Origin of the sequence: Kineosporia sp. NBRC 101677 (assembly GCF_030269265.1) — a bacterium.
Taxonomy (GTDB): domain Bacteria; phylum Actinomycetota; class Actinomycetes; order Actinomycetales; family Kineosporiaceae; genus Kineosporia; species Kineosporia rhizophila.
Genome location: NZ_BSTA01000005.1, coordinates 186,201 through 207,178, shown reverse-complemented (window position 1 = coordinate 207,178; position 20,978 = coordinate 186,201). Strand labels below are relative to the sequence as shown.

At 71.2% G+C, this 20,978-nt stretch carries 19 protein-coding genes and 1 pseudogene; 11 read left to right on the top strand and 9 right to left on the bottom strand.

Translation table 11 applies throughout. The annotated features are described in order from the left end of the window. The first annotated feature begins 25 nt into the window (after positions 1–25). Genes QSK18_RS16965 through QSK18_RS16940 form a run of 6 tightly spaced genes read left to right on the top strand, consistent with a single transcriptional unit; the run spans position 26 to position 5,218 of the window. A complete protein-coding gene (locus tag QSK18_RS16965; protein WP_285620235.1) occupies positions 26–1,207 on the top strand; it encodes an acyl-CoA dehydrogenase family protein in 1,182 nt (393 codons plus the stop codon). After that, positions 1,204–2,871 carry an acyl-CoA carboxylase subunit beta gene (locus QSK18_RS16960; RefSeq protein ID WP_285620233.1) on the top strand — a complete coding sequence of 556 codons (1,668 nt, stop codon included), beginning with the start codon at positions 1,204–1,206 and terminating at the stop codon, positions 2,869–2,871. Before QSK18_RS16965 ends, QSK18_RS16960 begins: the two co-directional genes overlap by 4 nt. Then, positions 2,868–3,017, top strand: coding sequence for a hypothetical protein (locus QSK18_RS16955; protein ID WP_232814282.1), 150 nt, complete (start codon positions 2,868–2,870; stop codon positions 3,015–3,017). The genes QSK18_RS16960 and QSK18_RS16955 overlap by 4 nt, the downstream gene beginning before the upstream one ends. Continuing rightward, positions 3,007–3,486, top strand: a complete 480-nt coding sequence (locus QSK18_RS16950) for a MaoC family dehydratase (RefSeq protein ID WP_232814283.1) — start codon at positions 3,007–3,009, stop codon at positions 3,484–3,486. Before QSK18_RS16955 ends, QSK18_RS16950 begins: the two co-directional genes overlap by 11 nt. Then, on the top strand, positions 3,483–4,277 hold the full coding sequence (locus QSK18_RS16945; RefSeq protein ID WP_232814284.1) for an HpcH/HpaI aldolase/citrate lyase family protein: 795 nt from the start codon (positions 3,483–3,485) through the stop codon (positions 4,275–4,277). Before QSK18_RS16950 ends, QSK18_RS16945 begins: the two co-directional genes overlap by 4 nt. Next, positions 4,274–5,218, top strand: coding sequence for a MaoC family dehydratase (locus tag QSK18_RS16940; RefSeq protein WP_285620222.1), 945 nt, complete (start codon positions 4,274–4,276; stop codon positions 5,216–5,218). Before QSK18_RS16945 ends, QSK18_RS16940 begins: the two co-directional genes overlap by 4 nt. On the opposite strand, the gene QSK18_RS16935 is transcribed toward QSK18_RS16940, so the two are convergent. Continuing rightward, a complete protein-coding gene (locus tag QSK18_RS16935) occupies positions 5,208–6,095 on the bottom strand; it encodes an AraC family transcriptional regulator (RefSeq protein WP_232814286.1) in 888 nt (295 codons plus the stop codon). The two genes, QSK18_RS16940 and QSK18_RS16935, sit on opposite strands and share 11 nt — an antisense overlap. 219 nt (positions 6,096–6,314) lie before the next feature. On the opposite strand from QSK18_RS16935, the gene QSK18_RS16930 reads away from it, so the two are divergent. Beyond that, positions 6,315–8,480 carry a beta-glucosidase family protein gene (locus QSK18_RS16930; protein ID WP_285620220.1) on the top strand — a complete coding sequence of 722 codons (2,166 nt, stop codon included), beginning with the start codon at positions 6,315–6,317 and terminating at the stop codon, positions 8,478–8,480. Between the two features lie 57 nt (positions 8,481–8,537). Here QSK18_RS16930 and QSK18_RS16925 read toward each other — a convergent pair whose 3' ends face one another. The 4 genes from QSK18_RS16925 to QSK18_RS16910 all read right to left on the bottom strand — a co-directional run bounded on the left by QSK18_RS16925 (position 8,538) and on the right by QSK18_RS16910 (position 12,972). Next, positions 8,538–9,257, bottom strand: a complete 720-nt coding sequence (locus QSK18_RS16925) for an ABC transporter permease (protein WP_285620218.1) — start codon at positions 9,255–9,257, stop codon at positions 8,538–8,540. A 30-nt stretch (positions 9,258–9,287) separates the two neighbouring features. After that, a complete protein-coding gene (locus QSK18_RS16920; protein ID WP_232814289.1) occupies positions 9,288–10,193 on the bottom strand; it encodes an ABC transporter ATP-binding protein in 906 nt (301 codons plus the stop codon). A gap of 46 nt (positions 10,194–10,239) precedes the next feature. After that, positions 10,240–11,961: a GMC oxidoreductase gene (locus QSK18_RS16915; RefSeq protein WP_232814290.1), complete on the bottom strand. Its 1,722-nt coding sequence runs from the start codon at positions 11,959–11,961 to the stop codon at positions 10,240–10,242. 186 nt (positions 11,962–12,147) lie between these two features. Continuing rightward, the gene (locus QSK18_RS16910) at positions 12,148–12,972 is read right to left on the bottom strand and encodes an SDR family oxidoreductase (RefSeq protein WP_232814291.1); all 825 of its coding nucleotides are present in this window, start codon (positions 12,970–12,972) and stop codon (positions 12,148–12,150) included. Positions 12,973–13,034: 62 nt separating this feature from the next. On the opposite strand from QSK18_RS16910, the gene QSK18_RS16905 reads away from it, so the two are divergent. Next, the gene (locus tag QSK18_RS16905; protein ID WP_232814292.1) at positions 13,035–14,036 is read left to right on the top strand and encodes a sugar-binding transcriptional regulator; all 1,002 of its coding nucleotides are present in this window, start codon (positions 13,035–13,037) and stop codon (positions 14,034–14,036) included. Here QSK18_RS16905 and QSK18_RS16900 read toward each other — a convergent pair. Continuing rightward, positions 14,033–14,953: a LysR family transcriptional regulator gene (locus QSK18_RS16900; RefSeq protein WP_232814293.1), complete on the bottom strand. Its 921-nt coding sequence runs from the start codon at positions 14,951–14,953 to the stop codon at positions 14,033–14,035. The genes QSK18_RS16905 and QSK18_RS16900 overlap by 4 nt on opposite strands. Before the next feature lie 86 nt (positions 14,954–15,039). Between QSK18_RS16900 and QSK18_RS16895 the strand changes: the two genes are divergently transcribed. Then, positions 15,040–15,945: an EamA family transporter gene (locus tag QSK18_RS16895; protein WP_232814294.1), complete on the top strand. Its 906-nt coding sequence runs from the start codon at positions 15,040–15,042 to the stop codon at positions 15,943–15,945. Here the strand turns inward: QSK18_RS16895 and QSK18_RS16890 are convergent. Beyond that, positions 15,917–16,303, bottom strand: a complete 387-nt coding sequence (locus tag QSK18_RS16890; protein ID WP_232814295.1) for a DUF1304 domain-containing protein — start codon at positions 16,301–16,303, stop codon at positions 15,917–15,919. The two genes, QSK18_RS16895 and QSK18_RS16890, sit on opposite strands and share 29 nt — an antisense overlap. 124 nt (positions 16,304–16,427) lie before the next feature. On the opposite strand from QSK18_RS16890, the gene QSK18_RS16885 reads away from it, so the two are divergent. Then, a complete protein-coding gene (locus tag QSK18_RS16885; RefSeq protein WP_232814296.1) occupies positions 16,428–16,994 on the top strand; it encodes a TetR/AcrR family transcriptional regulator in 567 nt (188 codons plus the stop codon). A gap of 22 nt (positions 16,995–17,016) precedes the next feature. Here QSK18_RS16885 and QSK18_RS16880 read toward each other — a convergent pair whose 3' ends face one another. Continuing rightward, on the bottom strand, positions 17,017–17,859 hold the full coding sequence (locus QSK18_RS16880; protein ID WP_285620211.1) for a hypothetical protein: 843 nt from the start codon (positions 17,857–17,859) through the stop codon (positions 17,017–17,019). 243 nt (positions 17,860–18,102) lie between these two features. On the opposite strand from QSK18_RS16880, the gene QSK18_RS16875 reads away from it, so the two are divergent. Further along, complete coding sequence (locus QSK18_RS16875; protein WP_285620210.1) at positions 18,103–19,431, top strand: glycosyltransferase 87 family protein; 1,329 nt, start codon at positions 18,103–18,105, stop codon at positions 19,429–19,431. Between the two features lie 491 nt (positions 19,432–19,922). On the opposite strand, the pseudogene QSK18_RS36270 reads toward QSK18_RS16875, so the two are convergent. After that, a pseudogene (locus QSK18_RS36270) lies at positions 19,923–20,945 on the bottom strand (MptA/MptB family glycosyltransferase); the annotation flags it as partial. Positions 20,946–20,978: the final 33 nt, after the last annotated feature.

Sequence of the window (20,978 nt, the reverse complement as noted above, 5' to 3'; positions counted from 1 at the left end):
ACGTGGTCTGGGTACCGTGGGGTCCGTGGACCAATGGGGATCTGCACGACGCGGCGGCCGTTTCGAGCTTTCGGCCGAACACGAGAACTTCCGGGACAGTGTGCGGGCGTTCGCCGAGCGGGAGGTCGCCCCGCACGTAGCCGGCTGGGACCGGGAGCACCACTTCCCGGTGGAGCTGGTCGCGAAGATGGGCGATCTGGGGCTCTTCGGGCTGGTCGTGCCGGAGAAGTTCGGCGGCGCCGGGGGTGACTTCACCAGCCTGTGCGTGGCCATCGAGGAACTCGGCCGCGTCGATCAGTCTGTGGGGATCACTCTTTCGGCGGGTGTCGGCCTGGGCATCAACCCGATCCTGACCTTCGGCGACGACGCCCAGAAGGAACGCTGGCTGCCCGACCTGGTGGCCGGGCGCACCCTGGCCGCCTTCGGCCTGACCGAGCCGGGCGCCGGTTCCGACGCCGGCGGCACCCGCACCCGGGCGCGGCGCGAGGGTGAGGACTGGGTGCTCAACGGCGCCAAGCAGTTCATCACCAACTCCGGCACGCCGGTGACCTCGGTGGTCTCGGTCACCGCGCGGCACGAGGACGGCTCGATCTCGACCTTCCTGGTGCCCAGCGGCACAGCCGGTTTCACCGCCGGGCCGGCGTACGACAAGCTGGGCTGGCGGATCTCGGACACCCATCCGCTCACCCTCGACGACGTGCGGGTGCCGGCCGGGAACCTGCTGGGCGTGCAGGGCCGCGGGTTCCACCAGTTCCTGGCCATTCTCGACGACGGGCGGATCGCCATCTCGGCGCTGGCCCTGGGCCTGGCCCGGGCCTGCCTGGAGCTTTCGCTGCGCTACGCCGGTGAGCGCCAGACCTTCGGCCGGCCGATCGGCAGCCGCCAGGCCGTCGCGTTCTCCTTGGCCGACCTGGCCACCTCGATCGAGGCGGCCCGGCTGCTCACCTACCGCGCCGCCGCCCTGAAGGACGAGGGAGCCCCCGCCAAGGTGGTGAAACAGGCTGCGGCGATGGCGAAACTGTTCAGCAGCGAGGCCGCGGTCGACGCCACCCGGGCAGCCACCCAGGTGTTCGGCGGCTACGGCTTCATGGAGGAGTACCCGGTCGCCCGCTTCTACCGCGACGCCAAGATCCTCGAGATCGGCGAGGGCACCTCCGAGGTCCAGCGCCTGGTGATCAGCCGCGGTCTGGGACTGGACGTCGAATGACCGGCGTCGACACCCGCCGGGGCCCCGGGCCCGCCCAGAGCACCGCCCCTGGCACCGGCACGGACCCTGGTCGTGGCACCGGCTCGGACACTGGCGCTGGCCCTGGCACCGGCTCGAGCCCCACCACCGGCAACCGCACTGCCCCGGCGACCCCCACCCTGGCCGACGCGACCGCAGCCACCCTCTCCCCCACCCCGGCCGCCGCGGCCAAGCTGGCCAGGACCGGCAAGCTCTACGTGCGCGAGCGCATCGCCCTCCTGGCCGACCCGGACACCTTCGTCGAGGACGGCCAGCTCGCCAATGCCCTGGCCACAAGCCTTCCCGCCGACGGGGTGGTCACCGGCGCCTGCCTGGTGGAGGGCCGCCCCGCCCTGGTGGTCGCCAACGACAGCGGGGTGAAAGCCGGCTCGTGGGGCGCCCGCACGGTGGAGAAGATCATCCGCATCACCGAACGCGCCCTGATTGAGGAGCTGCCGATCTTCTGGCTGATCGACTCGGCCGGGGCCCGGATCACCGACCAGGTGGCGCTGTTCCCGGGCCGCCGCGGGGCCGGCAAGATCTTCCACAACCAGGTGAAGCTGTCCGGCAAGGTCCCGCAGATCTGCTGCCTGTTCGGGCCCTCCGCGGCCGGGGGCGCCTACATCCCGGCGTTCTGCGACATCGTGATCATGGTCGACGGCAACGCCAGCATGTACCTCGGCTCCCCCCGGATGGCCGAGGTGACGGTGGGCGAGAAGGTCACACTGGAGGAGATGGGCGGGGCCCGCGTGCACACCGAGATCTCCGGCTGCGGCGACCTTCTGGCCACCGACGACGCCGACGCGATCGAGCAGGCCCGCTGGTTCTTCAGTTTCCTGCCCACCTGCTGGCGCGAACCGGCACCCGAGAGCGATCCGGTGCCCCCGGCGTCCGTGATCGACGAGACCACCGTGCCGGCCGCCGAGCAGGTGCCCTTCGACATCCACCGGCTGATCGACGGGATCCTCGACGCCGACACGTTCTTCGAGATCAAACCGGCCTTCGCCGCGGAGCTGGTCACCGGGCTGGGCCGGATCGAGGGTATGCCGGTGGGGGTGGTGGCCAGCAACTCGGCGGTGCGCGGGGGCGTGCTGTTCATCGACTCGGCCGACAAGGCGGCCCGTTTCGTGGAGCTGTGCGACGCGTACAACATCCCGCTGCTGTACCTGGCCGACGTGCCCGGCTTCATGATCGGCAAGGAGGTGGAGCGGCAGGGCATCATCCGGCACGGGGCCAAGATGATCACCGCCGTCTCCGAGGCCACCGTGCCGCAGATCTCGGTGATCGTGCGCAAGGCCTACGGCGCCGGCCTGTATGCGATGAACGGCCCGGGTTTCGAGCCGGACGCCTGCCTGGCCCTGCCCACCGCCCGGATCGCGGTGATGGGCCCGGATCCGGCGGTGCGGGCGGTCTACGCCAACCGGATCGACGAGATCGCCGACGCGGACGAGCGGGCCGCGTTCGTGGCCGAGCGCAAGGCGGAGTACGAGCAGGACGTGAACCTGCTGCACCTGGCCTCGGAGCTGGTCATCGACGCGGTGGTCGAGCCGGGGGCGCTGCGCTCGGAATTAGCCCGCCGGTTCGGCCTGCTCGCCGGAAAGGTGCGCCGGCGGACGGAGAAGCACCACGGTGTGAGGCCGGTGTGAGCGGCCTGGAGGTGCACGGCCCGGCCACCGAGGCCGAGATCGCCGCCGTGGTCGTGGCCCTGAGGGCCCGGCCGGAAGAACCCGCCCCACTTCGCGACTGGCGCCGCGCGCGCCGGCAGGCCCTGAGGATGCAGCGTGGCACGTGAGATCCAGCAGCGCGGACTGTACTTCGAGGAGTTCGAGGTGGGGGCCCGCTACCTGCACCGCCCCGGGCGCACCGTCACCGAGGCCGACAACGTCCTGTTCACCACCCTGACCATGAACACCCAGTCGCTGCACCTGGACGCGGCCTTCGCGGCCGGTCAGGAGCCCTACCACCAGCGCCTGGTCAACTCGATGTTCACGCTCAGCACCCTGGTCGGGCTGTCGGTGGCCCAGCTCACCGAGGGCACCCTGGTGGCCAACCTGGGCTTCAGCGAGATCAGTTTCCCCCGGCCGGTCTTCGTCGGCAACACGCTCTACGGCTCCACCGTGGTGCACCACAAACGCGAGTCCGTGTCCCGGCCGGGCGAGGGCATCGTCACCCTGGAGCACGTCGGACGCAACCAGGACGACGAGGTGGTCGCCCGGGCCACCCGGGCCGCGCTGGTCAGACTGGGCGGGGGGCAGTCATGAGCTTCGGCCCGGCCTGGCTCTTCTGCCCCGCCGACCGCCCTGATCGCTACGCCAAGGCGGCCGCCGCGGCCGACGTGGTCATCCTCGACCTGGAGGACGCCCTCGCCCCCGAGGCCCGCCCGGCCGCCCGAAGGGCACTGATCGAGCACCCCCTCCCCCCGGCCACCACCGTGATCCGGCTCAACCCCAGCGGCACCCCCGACCACCACGCCGACCTGGAAGCATTGCGGCAGACCGCCTACACCACCGTCATGCTGGCCAAGACCGAGTCCGCGCAACAGATCTCGGACCTGGCCCCGCTGCAGGTGATCGCCCTGGTCGAGACCCCGCGCGGGGTGCTCGAGGTGGCCGGCATCGCGGCCGCCGCCAACACGGCCGGGCTGATGTGGGGCGCCGAAGACCTGATCGCCGGACTGGGCGGCACCTCCAGCCGCCGGCCCGACGGGCGCTACCGCGACGTGGCCCTGGCCGCGCGCTCGGCCGTGCTGCTGGCCGCGGGGGCCCACGGGCGGTTCCGGCTCGACGCGGTCCACCTCGACATCAAAGACCAGGCAGGGCTGCGCTCGGAGGTGGACGATGCGGCGGCCAGCGGCTTCGACGCCACCGCCTGCATCCACCCCAGCCAGGTGCCGGTCGTACGCGAGGGCTACCGCCCCCCGGCGGCCGAACTCGACTGGGCCCGGCGAGTCCTGGCGGCCGGCAACCAGGGGGTCTTCACCTTCGAGGGCCGCATGATCGACGCCCCGGTGCTGCGCCACGCCGAGGCCCTGGTCCGGCGGGCCCGCACGTGAGCGAGGTGCGCGGGCCCTACTTCGACGAACTGCACGTAGGTCAGGTCTTCGACCAGGCCCCCGCCATCACCCTGACCAGCGGCCGGGCCGCCGCCCACCAGGCCGTGCTGGGCAACCGGCTGCGCCTGACCCTCGACGACACGCTCGCCCAGGAGGTCACCGGTGCCCCCGGCCTGGCCTCCCCGGCACTGGTCTGGGACACCGCGATCGGCCAGTCCACCGTGGTCACCCAGCACGTCAAGGCCAACCTCTTCTACCGGGGCCTGAGCTTCCACCGCCATCCCCGCCTGGGCGACACCCTGCGCACCGTCACCACCGTCGACGCCCTGCGCGAGAACACCCCCAAGCCCGGCCGCGCCCCCACCGGCGTGGCCGCCCTGCACATCGTCACCACCGACCAGCACGAGCGGGTGGTGCTCGACTTCTGGCGCTGCGCCATGCTGCCCTCGCGCTCCGCCGGCACCGGGCACCGTGACGACCTCGACGCGGTCGGCGTGGAAAGGCCGCTCCGGGTGCCCGACTGGGACCTGGCCGCCTACCACCGCCGAGTGCCGGGCCCTCACCACGGCGACCTCGAGGTCGGCCAGACCTGGTCGGTCTCCGGCGGCGACGTGGTCTCGTCCGCCCCCGAACTGGCCCGGCTGACCGGCAATGTCGCCGCCGTGCACCACGACGCGGCCGCCGCCGGAGGCCAGCGGCTGGTCTACGGCGGGCACACCATCGGCCTGGCCTTCCACCAGGTCTGCCGGGCCCTGCCGGCGATCGTCACGGTGGCCGGCTGGACCGGCTGCGACCATCTGGCCCCGGTGCACGAGAACGACACCCTGACCTCCCGGATCGAGGTCCTCGACCGGCAACCGCACCTGGTCAGGCTGCGCAGCGTCGTACGCAACGCCACCACGGACGTCCTCAGTTGGACCTTCACCGCCGTCATGGCCTGAGCGACTGCGCGAACCGCGAACGGTACTGCGAGGCCGAGAAGCCGTAGTGCGCGCGGAACCGGCGGGCGAACTGGTTCTGGTCCGGCCAGCCCACCGAGCGGGCGATCGCGGTGATCGGCTCGCGGGTGCGCACCAGCAGCGTGGCCGCGCTCTCCAGGCGGTGCTGCGAGAGGTAGGCCATCGGCGGCAGCCCGGTGGTGGCCTTGAACAGCCGCACCAGGTGCGCCGGGGCCACGTGCAGCTCACCGGCCAGCTCGGTCAGCGTCCAGTGGTGCGCCGGGTCGCCCTCCAGCAGGCTCAGGGCCCGGGCCACCGCCGGATGCGCCACCCGGCCCGGCTCCGGGTGCTCCACGGCCCGGGCCAGGATGCCCAGCACCAGGATCAGCCGCCCGATGATCTCCGCGCGGTGCCGGCCCGAGGGGCGGTCGCGCAGCCGGCTCAGGGCGTCGAGGTGGGGCAGGCACTGGGCCAGGTCCTCCTCGCCCAGCCGGGTGCTCATGATGCCCCGCCGGTCCTCCGCGTAGGGCCCGGTCCACAGCAGGTACCCCAGCAGCGGGTCGTCCCGGCTCCAGGCCAGCTCCTGGCGCAGCAGGTCGACGGAGAAGCAGCAGTTGTAGAGCACCAGGTCCGAGCAGTCCGCGTAGCCGTGCCAGGCTCCCGGCCGCAGCAGCACCACGTCACCCACCTGCAGGCTGCGCGGCCCGGCGGGCGAACGGTGCACGCCCGCTCCGGCCAGGGTGATCGCGATCTCCACGAAACTGTGGGTGTGATCGGGGTGCCGGCGCTCGTGCAGGTAGTGCCCGGCCCACACCGGGGACCCGTCGGTGATGAACAACGTCCCGTCGACCTCGTCCACCGGAGGTTCGGCCAGCCGCACGCGCGAGTCCCCCTCTGCCCTGAGTGAAACGTTCAAGACGCTAGGTAGCCGGGCCCGGCAAGTCAACAATTCCCCGGGTCCCAGCGCGCCGAACGGCAGACCTCCGACCGGCAGATCAATTTCCGCCTAGTTCCGGCGCCTTCCGTCCTATCGGCCGGCCGCCGCGGAATTGAACGATCTACCCGGCCCGGTCGACGGGCCGGACAGGAGAGGATCTCCATGCGTACCTTCCCCCCACGGCTGGTGCCGGTGCTCGCGGCTCTGGTGGCCGCCCCCGTTCTGGCCGTCACCACACCCGCCCAGGCTGCTCCGACGAAAAGCGCTGCCGAAGAATGTGCCTGGATGGACACGGGCAAGTCGGCGGACGAACGGGCCCGGCTGCTGCTGAAGGCCAGCACCCTCGAGCAGACCCTGCGCTGGCTCGACGAACAGGCCGCCAACAACCCGGCGCAGACCACGTTCAACGGCGCCACCTACCCGGTCCAGGTGCCCTGCACCCCGACCGTGGTCTACTCCGACGGCCCCGACTCCGTGCGTAACCCCGGCGGAGTCACGGCCTTTCCCACTCCGCTGGCCCAGGCCGCCACCTGGAACCCGCGCCTGGCCCAGCAGAAGGGCCGGGCCCAGGCCCAGGAGGCCTACGGCAAGCGCCGCAACGTGCTGCTGGCCCCCGGCCTGGCCAGCGGCCGTACCCCGCTGTCCGGTCGCACCCCCGAATACCTCGGTGAAGACTCGCTGCTCACCGGCACTCTCGCCGCCGCCGGGGTGAAAGGCATTCAGCAGGACGGCAAGGTCGGCGCCACCCTGAAGCACTACGTGGCCAACGAGCAGGAACTCGACCGCCAGACCAGTTCCTCGAACATCGACGAACGCACCTTCCGGCAGGTCTACCAGCTGCCCTTCGAGGTCGCGCTGAAGGCCGACCCGGCCTCCGTGATGTGTTCGTACAACCAGGTCAACGGCGTGTATGCGTGCGAGAACGAGATCCTCGACGACCTGAAGAAGGAGACCGGCTGGAAGGGGTACGTGATGTCCGACTTCGGCTCCGTGCACTCCACCGGCCCGTCCCTGAACGCCGGGCTGGACCAGGAACTGAACCGGCCGATCTGGTACACCCCCGACCGGATCAAGGCTGCCCTGGCCGACGGCAGCACCACCCGCAAGGAGATCGACGAGGCCGCTTTCCGGGTGGTGCGCAGCTACATCCGGGCCGGGCTGTTCGACAACCCGTTGCCGGCCGAGGCGGCCGCGAACGTCTCCACCCCGGCCAACAAGGCGATCGCCCGTGAGGTGGTCGAACAGGGGTCGGTGCTGCTGAAGAACGACCGCAAGGCCCTGCCTCTCAAGGGCCGGAAGCAGACCATCGCGGTGATCGGCCCGACGGCCTCGAACGAGCCCAACGCCAACGGCATCAGCGCCAAGAGCACCTGTTCCATGCTCTTCCGCACCACCCCGGCGGTCACCTGCACCCCGATCTCCCCCCTGGACGGCATCACCGCCAGGGCGCAGAAGAACGGCAGCACCGTCACCTACTCCAACGGTGACGACGTCGCCGAGGCGACCCGACTGGCCAAGGAGGCGGACGTCGTCCTCGTTTTCGGCTGGCTCGGGATGGGCGAGTTCGCCGACATCCCGAACCTCTCGCTGCAGCAGAACGGTGATGCCCTGATCAGTGCGGTCGCCGCGGCGAACCCGAACACCGTCGCGGTGCTGGAGACCGGCAGCGCGGTCACGATGCCCTGGCTCAAGCAGGTCAGGGCCGTGGTGCAGGCCTGGTACCCGGGCGAGCAGCAGGGCAACGCCCTGGCCGCGCTGCTGTGGGGCGACGTGAACTTCACCGGCAAGCTGCCGATGACGTTCCCGAAGTCCGAGACCGACCTGCCCACCCGCACGCCGGAGCAGTACCCGGGCGTGGTCCGCGACGGCATCCGTCAGGTCGAGTACAGCGAGGGCCTGGCCGTGGGCTACAAGTGGTACGACAGCAAGAACATCGACCCGCTCTTCGAGTTCGGGCACGGTCTTTCGTACACCACGTTCACGTACTCGGACCTGAGGACGTCCGTGAGGGGCGACTCGGTCAAGGTCACCTTCCGGGTCCGCAACTCGGGCGAGCGGGCCGGGACCGAGACCCCGCAGGTCTACCTCACCCTGCCCGCCGCGGCCGGGGAACCGGGCAAGCGCCTGGTCGCCTTCGACCAGGTCTCCCTGAAACCGGGAGCCGCCCAGACGGTCTCGGTGACGATCCACGAGAAGTCCGCCGATCGTCCGTTGTCGGTCTGGGACAGCAAGAAGGACCAATGGCGGACGCCCTCGGGCACCTACCGGGTACAGGTCGGCGACTCGTCGCGGTCCCTTCCGCTCAGTGACCGGATCAACCTGCGCTGACACGCATCACGCCAACAGCCCCCGGAGCATCTCCGGGGGCTGTTGGCGTCAGAGCGCTCAGCGGCGCGGTTCCCAGCGGAACATCCGGGTGGCCAGGGCCACCGACAGCCCCACCCAGGCCAGGGTCGGCACCATCAGGGCCACCGACTCGCCCAGGCCGATACCGCCGTTCCAGGCCTGCACCAGCAGTTCGGTGGCGGAACCACCGGGCAGCAGCCGCTTCACGGCGGCCAGCTCCTCCATCCCGCTGATGCCCACCCAGCTGGCCACGCCGATCACCCCGAGGCTGACCGGGAGGGTGGTCACCTGGGCGTGCTCGGGCGAGTTGGTCAGCCCGGCGGTGGCCAGGGCCAGGGCGATCAGCATGGCGATCATCGACAGCACGGTCAGGGCCAGCAGCGGCACGTTGCCGGGGGCACGGGTCACCGCGCCGAGCACCACCAGGATCACGGCCACCTGGATCAGCGACAGCAGCGCCACCGGGGCCACCAGCCCGGCGATGATGCCGGTGTCGCTCTCAGCGGTGGAGCGCAGCCGCTTCAGGAAGAGGTTCTGCCGGCGCGAGGCCAGCGTGGTGACGATCGTGGTGTAGAGCCCGAACGCGCCCACGGTGAAGGTGACCAGGGCGGCGATGTAGCCCAGGCTGGCCATCTCGGCCCAGGTCTCGTGCTGGCGGATGAACAGCGCGCTCACCGCGGCCGGCATGATCAGGCTGGTCACCAGGACCAGACGGTTGCGGAAGATCTGGATCAGCTCGGCGCGAGCGATCGACAGCATGGGGGGGATCCTCTCGGAAGTGAAGGGGTTTCAGGCGGCGGTCGTGCCGGGGGTGCTGTGACCGATGGCGCGGAAGACGTCGTCCAGGCGGGTCGGCCCGGCCTCGAGGTCGACCAGCTCCACGCCGTTGTCGAACGCCCAGCCCAGCAGCAGGTGCAGGTCCTTCTGCAGCTCCTGGGTCTCCACCCGGTAGCGGCCCTCGTGGGTGCGGGTCGCGCTCACCGGCAGGCCGGACAGCGGCGCGAGCAGGCCGAAGCTGATCACTGCGGGCAGGGTGCGGGTCAGCTCGGCGACCGTGCCCTCGCGGTAGAAGGTGCCGCCGTGCATCAGGCCGATCCGGTCGGCACGCTGCTGCGCCTCTTCCAGGTAGTGGGTGGTCAGCACCACGGTGGAACCCGCCTCGCGCAACCGATCGACCGACTCCCACAGGTCGTCACGGGACTGGATGTCCAGGCCGGTGGTGGGCTCGTCGAGGAAGACCAGCTCCGGGGTGCCGTAGACGGCGGTGGCGAAGTCCAGGCGCCGCTTCTCGCCGCCGGACAGCTGCGAGACCCGGGTCCCGGCCTTGCGGGTCAGGCCGACCGCGTCGATCACCCGGGCCGGGTCGTCCTCACGGCGGGTCAGCGTGCCGATCACCTGCACCGACTCGCGCACCGTGAGGTCGGGCGAGAAGCCGCTCTCCTGCAGCATGATGCCCATCCGGGGCCGCACCGCCCGGCGGTCGCGGGGGTCCTGGCCGAACACCCGCACGGTGCCCGAGGTGGGCCGGCGGTGCCCCTCCACCGTCTCCAGGGTGGAGGTCTTGCCGGCCCCGTTCGTCCCCAGCAGGGCGTACAGCTCACCGCTGCGCACCTCGAAGGACAGGTCCTTGACGGCGTGGAAGTCGCCGTACTTCAGGTTGAGTTGCTGAACCTCGATGACTGGTGTGGTGGACATGACTCCATCCCACCGCCGGCCCGGCCGGATCGGCAGTGCGGTGAAGTCACCAGCCACCCATGACATTTTCCCGGGTCGACGGTGACACCGGCATCTGTGTGCCCGGCAACGCGGCCGAGAGCCGGGTGCGCAGGTGGTCGGCCAGGCGGGTGCTCAGGGCCACGATGGTCAGGGTCGGGTTCACGTAGCCGAGGCTGGTCGGGAACACCGAACTGCCGGCCACGTAGAGGTTGCGCAGCCCGTGCACCCGGCTGTCCGGGTCCACCACCCCGAGCTTCGGGTCGGGGTGCATGCGGGTGCCGCCCATCGGGTGGTGCATCCCCCCGAAGTGCGGGCGCAGCGGGCCGTCGAACCGCATCCACGGCTCGAACCGGCCCAGCCCGGCCTTCTCCACCGCCACCCCGAAGTAGGCCATGCTGCGCAGCAGGTTGCGCTGGTCGCTCTGGGTCCAGTTCATCTTCAGGTGCAGCCGGCGACGGCCCAGGGCGTCGCGCTGGGCGGCCAGGGTCAGCCGGTTCTCGCGCAGCGGCGACTGCTCGGTGGCCACGTGCACCTGCAGCAGGGAGAACTGCGAGCGGTCCACCTCCGGGCGCGACCAGCCCCCGCGGAACCACTGGTAGGCGTCCGGCGAGCGGTACCAGTCGGAGGGGCCGGAGCGGTCGAAGGTGCGCAGCACCGCGGCGGTCTCGCCGGGACGGGACAGCAGCGTGCGGGCCTTCTCCCAGGGCTGGGAGACGAGCCGGCCGTGCAGCAGGGGCTTGAGCGATCGCAGGGCCCGCTCGGCGGTGGAGTTGAAACCGGGCCGGCGCGGCACGAACACCGCGCCCATGTTCAGCAGTTCCTCCTGGCGCTTGAACTCCTGGTCGAACGAGAGCACGCCGTTGACCATCTGGCCGCCCACGTAGTGCAGGTCGTACAGCCCGACCCGCTCCAGCACGTCCGGCGAGGACGGCTCGATGGCCCCGAGCCGCAGTTCCGGGTGGTCGGTGACCCAGCAGCCCACGTTGTCGTGACGGTTGCCCGGACCGCCCGGGCGGAACGGCAGCGACGACAGGAGCACCTGGCTGTTCTCGACCCCGCCGCCGGCCAGGACGAAGATCTCGGCGTACACGGAGAAGGTGCTGCCGTCGGCCCGCACGACCACGGCCCGGTGGATGCGGTCGTCGTCGCGCCCGCCGTCGAGGGCGATCACCGTGCTGCCGACCATCACGCGCACGTTGGGGGCGGCGGTCAGCTGGTCGCGGGCCAGGAGGGTGAAGGTGTCGGCCGGGGCGTACTGGGCCATGCGGGTCTGCAGCCGGCCCACCGGCAGCACCGGGGTCGAGGGGGTGGACCAGGCGGCCGGGTCGTCGTTCATGACGCTGCCGGCCCAGGTGTGGTGGGCCCGGTCGTAGTAGGGCGCGAGCTCCTGGCCGCCCACCGCCCAGCCGCTGTCGGGCTGCCACGCCTTGGCCTCGAAGTCGACCGGTTCGCCGGTCAGCGTGCGCGCGTAGACCCGGCTCTGCCCGGGCCAGGTGACGTGCACCCAGTCGTTGGCCGTACCACCGAACTGGCGGCGGCGGGCGCCGGCCATGGCGTGCGGCTGGTAGTAGGGCGACTCCATCTGGCTGCCGGCCAGGTCCTGGGCCGCCTCGTCGGGTTCGTACCGACCGCTCTCCAGCACCAGCACCTCGAAGGGGGCACCGATGCATTCCCGGGCGACGGTGAGCCCGGCCGGACCCGCGCCGATCACACACACATCGGTGTGCACGTCTTGGCTACTGGACACCTGCGGGTCACTCCTAGGACGTCGGGGACGACGACCGTACCAATGAGCTGCCGGTGTCCGGAACGAAAAGTTTTACGCCACAATGGTCTTCGTCGGCCAACTCTCCAGTTGCGTGAGGCTGGCGGAACTCCTGAGCGGCAGGCGGCAGGTGGGTCACCAGTGACGTAAGGGTAGAGATGGGGCGTCTCAACCCCGGGCCAGGAACTCCCGCGCGCCGCGCAGCCGCGTCGCCAGACGGGCCTGGGTGCGGGTGCTGTCGAGCCGCACGTCCAGCGGCCCGGCCACTCCCGAGGCGGCGCGACTGCCCACCGGCAGCGCGGTCTCGTCCAGCCCGTCGCGACGGGCGATCAGCAGGCCCAGCTCGTGCCGGCTCACGGCGTCGGCACCGGCCAGGTGGCACACACCGCCCGGCCCGTTCGCGCGGGCCAGTTCCAGCAGTGCGCCCGCCAGGTCAGCGACGTGCACCGCGCACCTTACGTCGTCGGCGAAGAGCACCCCCGACGTGGCCCCGCTCGCCAGCGCGTGCACGAGCTTCTCGGTGGGCGAGTCACCGTTGCCCACGATCAGCGAGGTGCGGGCGATCACCGCGCCCGGCAGCAGGCCGGCCACGGCCACCTCGGCCGCCGCCTTCGCGGCGCCGTAGGCGTGCACCGGGTCAGGTCGCGCACTCTCGTCGTAGACGACCGCCTTCCCGGAGAAGAGCGCGTCGCTGGAGACCTGCACGAGCCGACCACCGATGGACGCCGTTGCGGCCGCCACGTGCATGGCACCTTCGGCGGTGGTGGCCCAGTCGGACTGCTTGTACGCGGTGTTGACCACCATGTCAGGCCGCAGCCGGTCCAGGAGGGCGGCGACCTCGGCCCGGTCGGTCACATCCAGCCGGTGCCACCGTCCCTCGCCCGCCGGCCGGGCTGAGAGGTACGTGCCGTGGACCTCACCCTCGGCCACCCCGGCCTGCTTCATCAGTTCGCCGCCCAGGTACCCACTGCCACCGATCACGAGAAGGCGCATGACCGGACTCTAGAAGGGGAGGCCGTTGGAATAGCTATTCACCAATGGCCTAGTATGCGGCGGTGACCAGCACACCCCCTCCGGACCCGTCCGCGCGCAGCCGCGACCTCGAGCCCGAACAGCTGCGCCTGCTGGTGCGGGTGGCCCGGCTGTACCACGAGCAGGGCGTGCGCCAGCCGCAGATCGCGGCCGACCTGCACATCTCCCAGCCCCGGGTGTCCCGGCTGCTGAAACAGGCCACCCAGCTGGGCATCGTGCACACCGTCGTCACCGTTCCCACCGGCATCCACGCCGACGTGGAGGAACGGCTCAAGGCCCGCTACGGCCTGCGCGACGCGGTGGTCGCCGAGGTCCCGGCCGGCGACGAGGACCGGTTGCTCTCGGTCCTGGCCGGGGCGGCCGCCGCCTACCTCGACGCCACCCTGCACGGCGGCGACGAGATCGGCCTGTCCGCCTGGAGCGCCTCCCTGCTGGCCACGGTCGAGGCGATGCGGCCCAAGCGGCCCGCCGTCGCCCGCAACGTCAGCCAGGTGCTGGGCGGCATCGGCGACCCCACCGCCCAGATGCGGGCCACCCGCCTGCTCACCCGCTTCGCCGAGGTCACCGGCGGCCAGCCGCTGTTCATGCCCACCCCGGGCCTGGTCGGCAGCCCGCAACTGCGCGAGGCCCTCACCCAGGACGCCTCGGTCGCCCAGATCGTGCGGGCCTGGGACGAGCTGACCCTGCTCCTGGTCGGCATCGGCGCCCTGTCCCCCTCACCGCTCCTGCGCAGCAGCGGCAACGCGATCACCGAGACCGACCAGCGCGAACTGCGGGAGCTGAACGCGGTCGGCGACGTCTGCCTGCGCTACTTCGACGCCGAGGGCCGGCTCGTGCCCTCCACCTTCGACCAGCGCGTCGTCGGCATCACCCCGCAGCAGTTGCTGAGCGTCGAACGCCGTCTGGCCGTGGCCGGGGGCACCGACAAGCACGCCGCCATCCGCGCCGCCCTCACCGGCGGCTGGGTCAACATCCTGATCACCGACCTGGACACCGCCGCCGCCCTGCTCGCCGAGCAGCCTTAGAGCCTCACCACGGCGGGCGGGGGCGGGTTCTGCTCGGCCGCCTCGCCCAGGGCCTGCCGGAACACCTCCACCGCACGGTGTTTGGAGCTCCCGGCCCGCACCGCGGTGAACAGCCGCCGGTGCGGGCGGCCCGGAAGCTGCACCAGCTGCAGGCCTTCCAGCAGCGCGCCCATCAGGCCGGGCAGGAAGGCGACCGCGTGCCCCTGCCGGACCAGGTGCACGTGCAGCGAGGGGTCGGGGCTCTCGAACCGCACCCGCGGCTCGAACCCGGCCTCACGGCAGACGATGTCGGCCCAGCGCCGGGCCGTGGAATTGGGTGGGTCCAGCGCCCAGGGCAGCTCGGCCAGGTCCGACAGCGAGGCCGGGCGCTCGCTGAGCGGCCCGTGCCGCGGCAGGGCCAGCAGCATCGCATCGTGAGTCAGCACCGACAGGTCCACCCCGGCGCGCACCGGTTCGGGCACACCGGGATGCTCCTCCCCCAGGATCAGGTCGAAGTCGTGGGCCAGCAGCCCGTCGTAGGCCGGGGACACCTCGCGCTGAGTGATCGCCACCTCCAGGCGCGGATGGGCCTGGGCCAGCACGCTCAGCGCCACCGGGGCCAGGCTGAGCACCACGCTCTGGAACGAGGCCACCCGCAGCAGCCCCCGGATCTCCGGCTGGGCGGCCGACAGCTCGGCCTCGGCCAGCTCCAGCTGGGCCAGGACCGCCTCGGTGTGCCGCACCAGGTTCAGCGCGTCGTCGGTCAGCCGCACCCGGCGCCCGACCTTCACCAGCAGCGGCACCCCCACCTCCCGCTCCAGCTGGGTGAGCTGCTGGGAAATGGCCGAGGGGGTGTAGCTCAGCACCCGGGCAACTTCCGCGAGAGTCCCAGAACGGTTCAGTTCGTGCAGGATTCGCAAACGGGACAGATTGAGCACAGAAACAGACCCATCAGCTCAGCTAATGCTTTCCGTTGACTAACGTTCACTAGACTAAATGAAGGTTGGCCCACGATGCTGACCGCATGCCCCGCACGTCCAACACGTCCAACCCTGCCGTCCTGCTCGTTCTCGGCTCCTGCATTTCCCTGCAGTTCGGCGCCGCCCTCGCAGCCCAGTTGTTCCCCACCCTCGGCGCCTGGGGAACCACCACGCTGCGACTGGGCATAGCGGCCCTGGTACTGCTGGCCATCGCCCGCCCGGCGGTCCGCGCCTGGAAGTGGGACCAGTGGCGCGCCACCTTCGCCCTGGGCCTGGCCCTGGCCGGGATGAACGGCTTCTTCTACGCCGCGATCGAGCGCATCCCGCTGGGCACCGCCGTCGCCATCGAGTTCCTCGGCCCGCTGGCCCTCGCCGCCCTGCTCACCCGCACGGGCCGCGACCTGGTCTGGGTCGGCCTGGCCCTGCTCGGCATGGCCGTCCTCGGCCTCGAGAGCCTGCTCAGCACAACCGGTCTCGACCCGCTGGGCGTCGGCTTCGCCCTGATCGCCGCGGTGTTCTGGGCCCTGTACATCCAGACCGGCGCCCGAGTCGGCATTCTCGTGCCCGGCACCGGCGGCCTGGCCATCGCTCTGGCCGTGGCCACCCTGGCCGTCTCCCCGCTCGGCCTGTCCGGCGCCACCGCCGTGACCGAGGCCCCGCACCTGCTGCTGATCGCCCTCGGCACCGCGCTGCTGGCCTCGGTGATCCCCTACACCCTGGAACTGGCTGCGATGCGCCGGGTTCCGCGCAACGTGTTCGGCATCCTGCTCAGCCTGGAACCCGTCGCCGCCACCGCGATCGGCTGGCTGCTGCTGCACCAGCACGCGGGGCCGCTGCGCCTGGCCGCGGTCGTCCTGGTGGTCGCCGCCAGCGTCGGCTCCAGCCTCTCGGCCGGCCGCGCGGCGCGCGAGGAGGAGCCGGTCAGCTCGCCAGAACCAGTACGAGGGTGAGAGCGGGCGGCACGAACTGCGGCACCGCCGAACGCAGGTAGCGCCGGCCCGTCGTGGCCAGCACCACACCCGCCAGGGCCATGCAGGCACTACCGAACACCACCAGCGACTTACCCACCACCAGCGCATCGCCCTCGCCGTGGATCAGCACCAGCCCCACGGCGAGGCCGATCGCCAGCGCCAGGTTGTAGAAGCCCTGGTTGTAGGCCATCGGCCGGATCGTCTGGGCCTCGGCCGCACCGGCCACGCCGAAGCGCCCGAACACGGCCGGGCGGGTCCACAACACGCTCTCCAGCGCGAACGCGGCCACATGGAAGAGCACCGCCAGAACTCCGGTGACGGTCGCGGCGATGAGCACGATTTCTCCTCTGAACCGGCCTGATCTCATTCGATCGGCCTGGAAACATTCCGGACCGCTCGGTCCGATCCGCTACTCTGGACCGACCGGTCCGGAAAGTCAACCGGCCGCGGAGGAGACGAAGATGGCGCGCAGCAAGGAGTTCGACGACCTTACCGCGGTCACGGCGGCCCGGGACGTGTTCTGGGAACGCGGCTACGCCTCCACCTCCCTGGCCCAGCTCCAGGCCGCCACCGGCCTCAGCAAGTCCAGCCTGTACGAGACGTACGGCAGCAAACGCGGCCTCTTCTCCCGCGCCGCCGAGAACTACCTCGAGCACATCATCACGCCACGTCTGCGCCCCCTGGAGGAAGCTGACGCCGGGCGGGACGAACTGGTCGCCTACTTCGAGGGCCTGACCGACTACTTCACCCGCGCTCCCGAGCACGTCACGCGGCGCGGCTGCCTGCTGCTGAACACCTCGATGGACCTGAACGACCTCGACGAGGACGCCGCCCAGTTGATCCGTGACTACCGCGCCCGGGTCCACGCGGCCTTCCTGGGTATTGCCGGCCGAACCAGGGACGATCCGGCGCCAGAAGCCGAGATCCTCACCGCTGCACAGATCGGGTTGATGGTCACTGCCCGGCTCGACCCGGCCGTGGCGGCGCATCTCGCCCGCAGCCTGGCCCACCGCGTTCAGGCCTGGTGAGTTCCAGCCGGCGGTGCTGGCCTCAGCCGGCGTCGCAGATCTGCGTGACCTGCGACTGGCTGCGCCCGATCCACCCCGCCACCTCGGTCACGCCCTTCCAGCGGCCGTTCGCATCACGCTTCACGTACTGTCGCACGAGCACATCCCTCACCTCGGTGGCCGCCCGCCGCCGCGCCTGCGCCGTGAGCAACTCCACCGTGACCTGGTAGTACTCAACCCGAGCCGACTCGACGTCAACCGGCGCCTCAACCGCGCGGGCCCTCGCCAGCGTCCTCAATTCGCTCTCGCCCATGAGCTTCAGCTCGGCGGCGGGGGCCAGAGCCGCAGCTCGGGCTGCGAAGAACTCGTCCGGCTGCCAGTGCCCCGCCTTCTGCAGGCCCTGACCGGCCCTGGGATCGAAGCAGGTCAGGATCCAGGCCAGACGCGCGCGCTCGCTGCGGCACCGGTCAACCACCCCCTCGACCTCCTGCAGCAGGCTCGCCACCACCTTGAGCCGGGCCGGCAGCTCGGTAGCCGTGGGGGCGCCGCCCACCTCGGCCCTCACCCAGGCCGACTCCCGGGCGGTGATCTCGTCGGCGTCAGGGATGCGCAGCCCCGAGCGGGTGCGCTGCTCCTTGGCCGGGGCCTGCGGCAACGGAAGCTCCTGCACGTCGGCCCGCTGTTCCCCCGCCAGCTCCCGCCCCTGCTTACGCCGCTTGGACACCGACTGCCGCGACGCCCCGAGCAGACCCGCGATCTGCTCCACACCCCAGCCGGCCTCGTCGATGAGCGCAGCGACATAGCCGCTCAGCACGGCGGACCGCTCACGGTCGGCCTGCAGCTCCTGGAGCTGCCGCGCGACCACCGCCTCCGGACCCTCCGGCATGCCTCACCCCACTCACCCGATGCGGCTGACAACCTACCCAGTGTCGACCTAGGGGCCAGCGACGCCCCTGCCGCGCGGGCAGAGCGGCCGGTCGAGCGTCATACGTGAAGTGTCCGAACAGTCCTATGGACGTTTGTGGCTCCGACGCGGGAACGGCGGCTGACGTCGTGGAACCGGATGTTGGCCGATCATTCGCGCCGACGCGACCGGCCCGTTCGCACACAACCCCTATGGTCAGGCCCCGTGTCCCGGCCTACCCGCGCGCTCGCCCTGGGGTTGCTGCCCCTGCTGCTGCTCACCGGTCTGACCCTGGTGGTCGCCGCCGGTCTGAAGTCGTACTGCCTGACCGACTGGCAACCCGGGGACCAGCCGAAGGTCTGTTACAACGACATCCAGACCCTCTGGCACCTGCGCGACATGGACCAGCACGTCGCTCCCTACCAGGGCGCGGTCGAGCACACCGTCGATGCGCAGGGGCACGAGGTCATCCGGCTGGGGGCCGGGCAGATCGAGTACCCGGTGGTGACGGGGGTGTTCGCCTGGCTGAGCTCGCTGCCGGTGGACTCGGTGAACGGGTTCTGGATCGTCTCGGCCCTGGCCCTGACCCCGTTCGCCTTTCTCAGCGTCCTGCCGCTGTACCGCATCGTCGGCCCCCGGGCCCTGCTGTTCGCCCTCTCCCCCCAGTTGGCCGCCTACGCCTACCTGAACTGGGACCTGCTGCCGGTCGCGGCGACGGCCGGGGCGCTGTGGGCCTGGCACCGGCAGCGCTACCTGCTGGTGGGAGTGCTCGCCTCGGTGGGGGCGTGCGCCAAGATCTACCCCGGCTTCCTGCTGCTGCCGTTCCTGATCGCGCTGCTCCTGGACCGCCGGGTGGCCGACGGCGCTCGGATGGTCGCGGCGGCCGTCGGCACGGCGCTGGCATTGAACGTGCCGTTCATGGTGGCCAACTTCGAAGGCTGGTACGGGCCTTTCGCCATGCAGTCGAGACGCGTGAACGACAAGACCACGAACTCGATCTGGTACTGGCTCTTCGACGCGCATCAGACCTCGATCGCCAACCTGTGCGCCTGGGCCGCCGTTTTCGCGCTGTGGGGCGTGCTGATCCGCGTGGGCGTGCAGCGCTGGCGCAGCGAGGGAAGCTTCCCGGCGCTCGCGGTGGCCGGGGCGATGGTGGCCGGTTACATCGCAGTGGGCCGCGTCGACTCCCCTCAGTACGGCCTGTGGCTCGTGCCGTTCCTGGTCGTGCTGGCCGTGCCCTGGCGCTGGGTCGCGGTGTTCACCGTGACCGACATCTGGCTGTGGGCTCAGTGGTCGTGGTTGTGGGGCACCCCGGGCTGGATGGGCAACGCGGCCATGCTGGCGCGGGGGCTGACCGTGCTGGCGCTGGCATTCGTGCTGGCTCGGAGCCTGGAGATCAAGCCCACCGGTAGCCAGGGCGCCGGGGAACGCCGAGCCACCACGAACAACCAGCCGAGCAGCCCGCAGACCAGCAGCGGCGCGGCCACGTGGCGCACCCCCAGCATGACCTCCGTGGCCAGCGATGAGGGCACGTCCGCGCGGCCCGGCACGTAGGAGATCGCCATCACGGCCAGCCTCGTCACCAACAGACCTTCGAGCAACAAGGGGACGTCGGCGAGGACGAACGCTATCCACAGAGGTGCGTCGTACCAGGGAAGAACGTACGGAGCAGCCACGGGGTAGGCCAGGGAGAGCACCAGCAGGGCGCGGGCTGCGCTACGGAGCTCGACGTCGGTACCCACGCTGGCGAAGTGCACGGGCTGCCAGATGCGGCGCGCGGCAACGATCACCAGCACGGCGAGCGCAGCGAAGAGCAGGGGCAGCAGGTCACGAGCCGCCGGCCCGAACAGCACCTCCAGCAGGCTGATCAGGGTCCGCCAGGGGCTGGCGATGGAGACGAAGTGGCTGGCTTTCTGCGTCTGGGCGTAGGTGTGCGGCCCGGCCCACGCATGGGCCGGCACCAGGACCAGGGCGGCGCCGACCAGCGCCGACGTGGTGGCTGCAGCCACTTCCACGGCCGGCCGCCGGTGGATCGCCCACCATGCGGCCGCGGCCACGGCCAGGTAGGGCAGCTTCGTGCCTGCAGCCAGGGCGAAGGCCACGCCCGCCAGGCCCCACAGCGGCACCCGCACCAGCAACCCGTCCATTGTTGGGTTCTGGCGGCGGGTCAGGATGAGCAGCGCCACGCCCGCTACCGCGGCCGCCACGGACACCGTGTCCAGGTGGGCACCACCCACAAGCACGGCCAGGAGCGCGGGGTTCAGCAGCCACAACACCGCCACTCGCCCTCTGACGCGCTGGTTCTCGCCGGCCAGCCGGTACAACAGCGCGCCGGTGACCAGGAACGCCGCCCCCACAACGAGTTGCAGCAGCCACACGGTCAGCCGCAGGTCCCCCGCCCCGACCATCGCCGCCACCTCGAACAGCGCCGTGGCGACCGGCCCGTACACACTGGTCGTGCCCTCCCACGGAGCCTCAACCGCCCCGATCACCGCGTCTGCCGTGGGCCAGGTGTTCGGCGCGACCACGTACGGGTCAGCCCCCAGCGCACTGATCCGGCCGTAGGCGGCGTAGCTGAGATGGTCAGCCGAACCGAAAGGTGCGACGAGAACCGCGAGCGTCGTCATCAGTCCGGCCGCCGCCCAGGTCAGGCTCCTGCGCGGGGCCCAGCCCGCCCGGAGCGCTTTGAGCGCCTGCCAGGTGCCCAGTGCCGCCAGGAGGTAGCCGCCGGTCAGCAGAACGATGACGAGTGCGGGCGCCGGGGCGAGTCCGAGGTCGTAAGGCGGTGACCAGTGGCGGGGGCCCAGGGGCGGCGTGGCCGCAGAGGCGCCCAGGAGCGAGGGGATGAACAGCAGGACGAACGCCGCGGCCAGACACGCCAGCGCGGCGTGGGGTGTCTGCTTCTGGCCCCGGGCAAACCCCGTCCTCCCCCAGCCCCTAGGGGGCCGGGAGGTGCCCCCACCGGGGAGAGGGACGAGGCGAGACGAAAAGTTGAGAAGGGATCCGGCCCCGGTACTGCACTTCGACCAAAAGCCCTGTTCAGCCGGTGTCTGCCTGACCCTCGTCACGTTTCCCGATCGAACCGGACGTGACGATCCGTG

Bases quoted from the DNA above. Each gene is read 5' to 3' on its own strand.
- QSK18_RS16920 (WP_232814289.1), bottom strand. From the start codon at position 10,193: ATGTCCACCACACCAGTCATCGAGGTTCAGCAACTCAACCTGAAGTAC.
- QSK18_RS16895 (WP_232814294.1), top strand. From the start codon at position 15,040: ATGCCCCGCACGTCCAACACGTCCAACCCTGCCGTCCTGCTCGTTCTC.
- QSK18_RS16910 (WP_232814291.1), bottom strand. From the start codon at position 12,972: ATGCGCCTTCTCGTGATCGGTGGCAGTGGGTACCTGGGCGGCGAACTG.
- QSK18_RS16930 (WP_285620220.1), top strand. From the start codon at position 6,315: ATGCGTACCTTCCCCCCACGGCTGGTGCCGGTGCTCGCGGCTCTGGTG.
- QSK18_RS16960 (WP_285620233.1), top strand. From the start codon at position 1,204: ATGACCGGCGTCGACACCCGCCGGGGCCCCGGGCCCGCCCAGAGCACC.
- QSK18_RS16945 (WP_232814284.1), top strand. From the start codon at position 3,483: ATGAGCTTCGGCCCGGCCTGGCTCTTCTGCCCCGCCGACCGCCCTGAT.
- QSK18_RS16925 (WP_285620218.1), bottom strand. From the start codon at position 9,257: ATGCTGTCGATCGCTCGCGCCGAGCTGATCCAGATCTTCCGCAACCGT.
- QSK18_RS16885 (WP_232814296.1), top strand. From the start codon at position 16,428: ATGGCGCGCAGCAAGGAGTTCGACGACCTTACCGCGGTCACGGCGGCC.
- QSK18_RS16880 (WP_285620211.1), bottom strand. From the start codon at position 17,859: ATGCCGGAGGGTCCGGAGGCGGTGGTCGCGCGGCAGCTCCAGGAGCTG.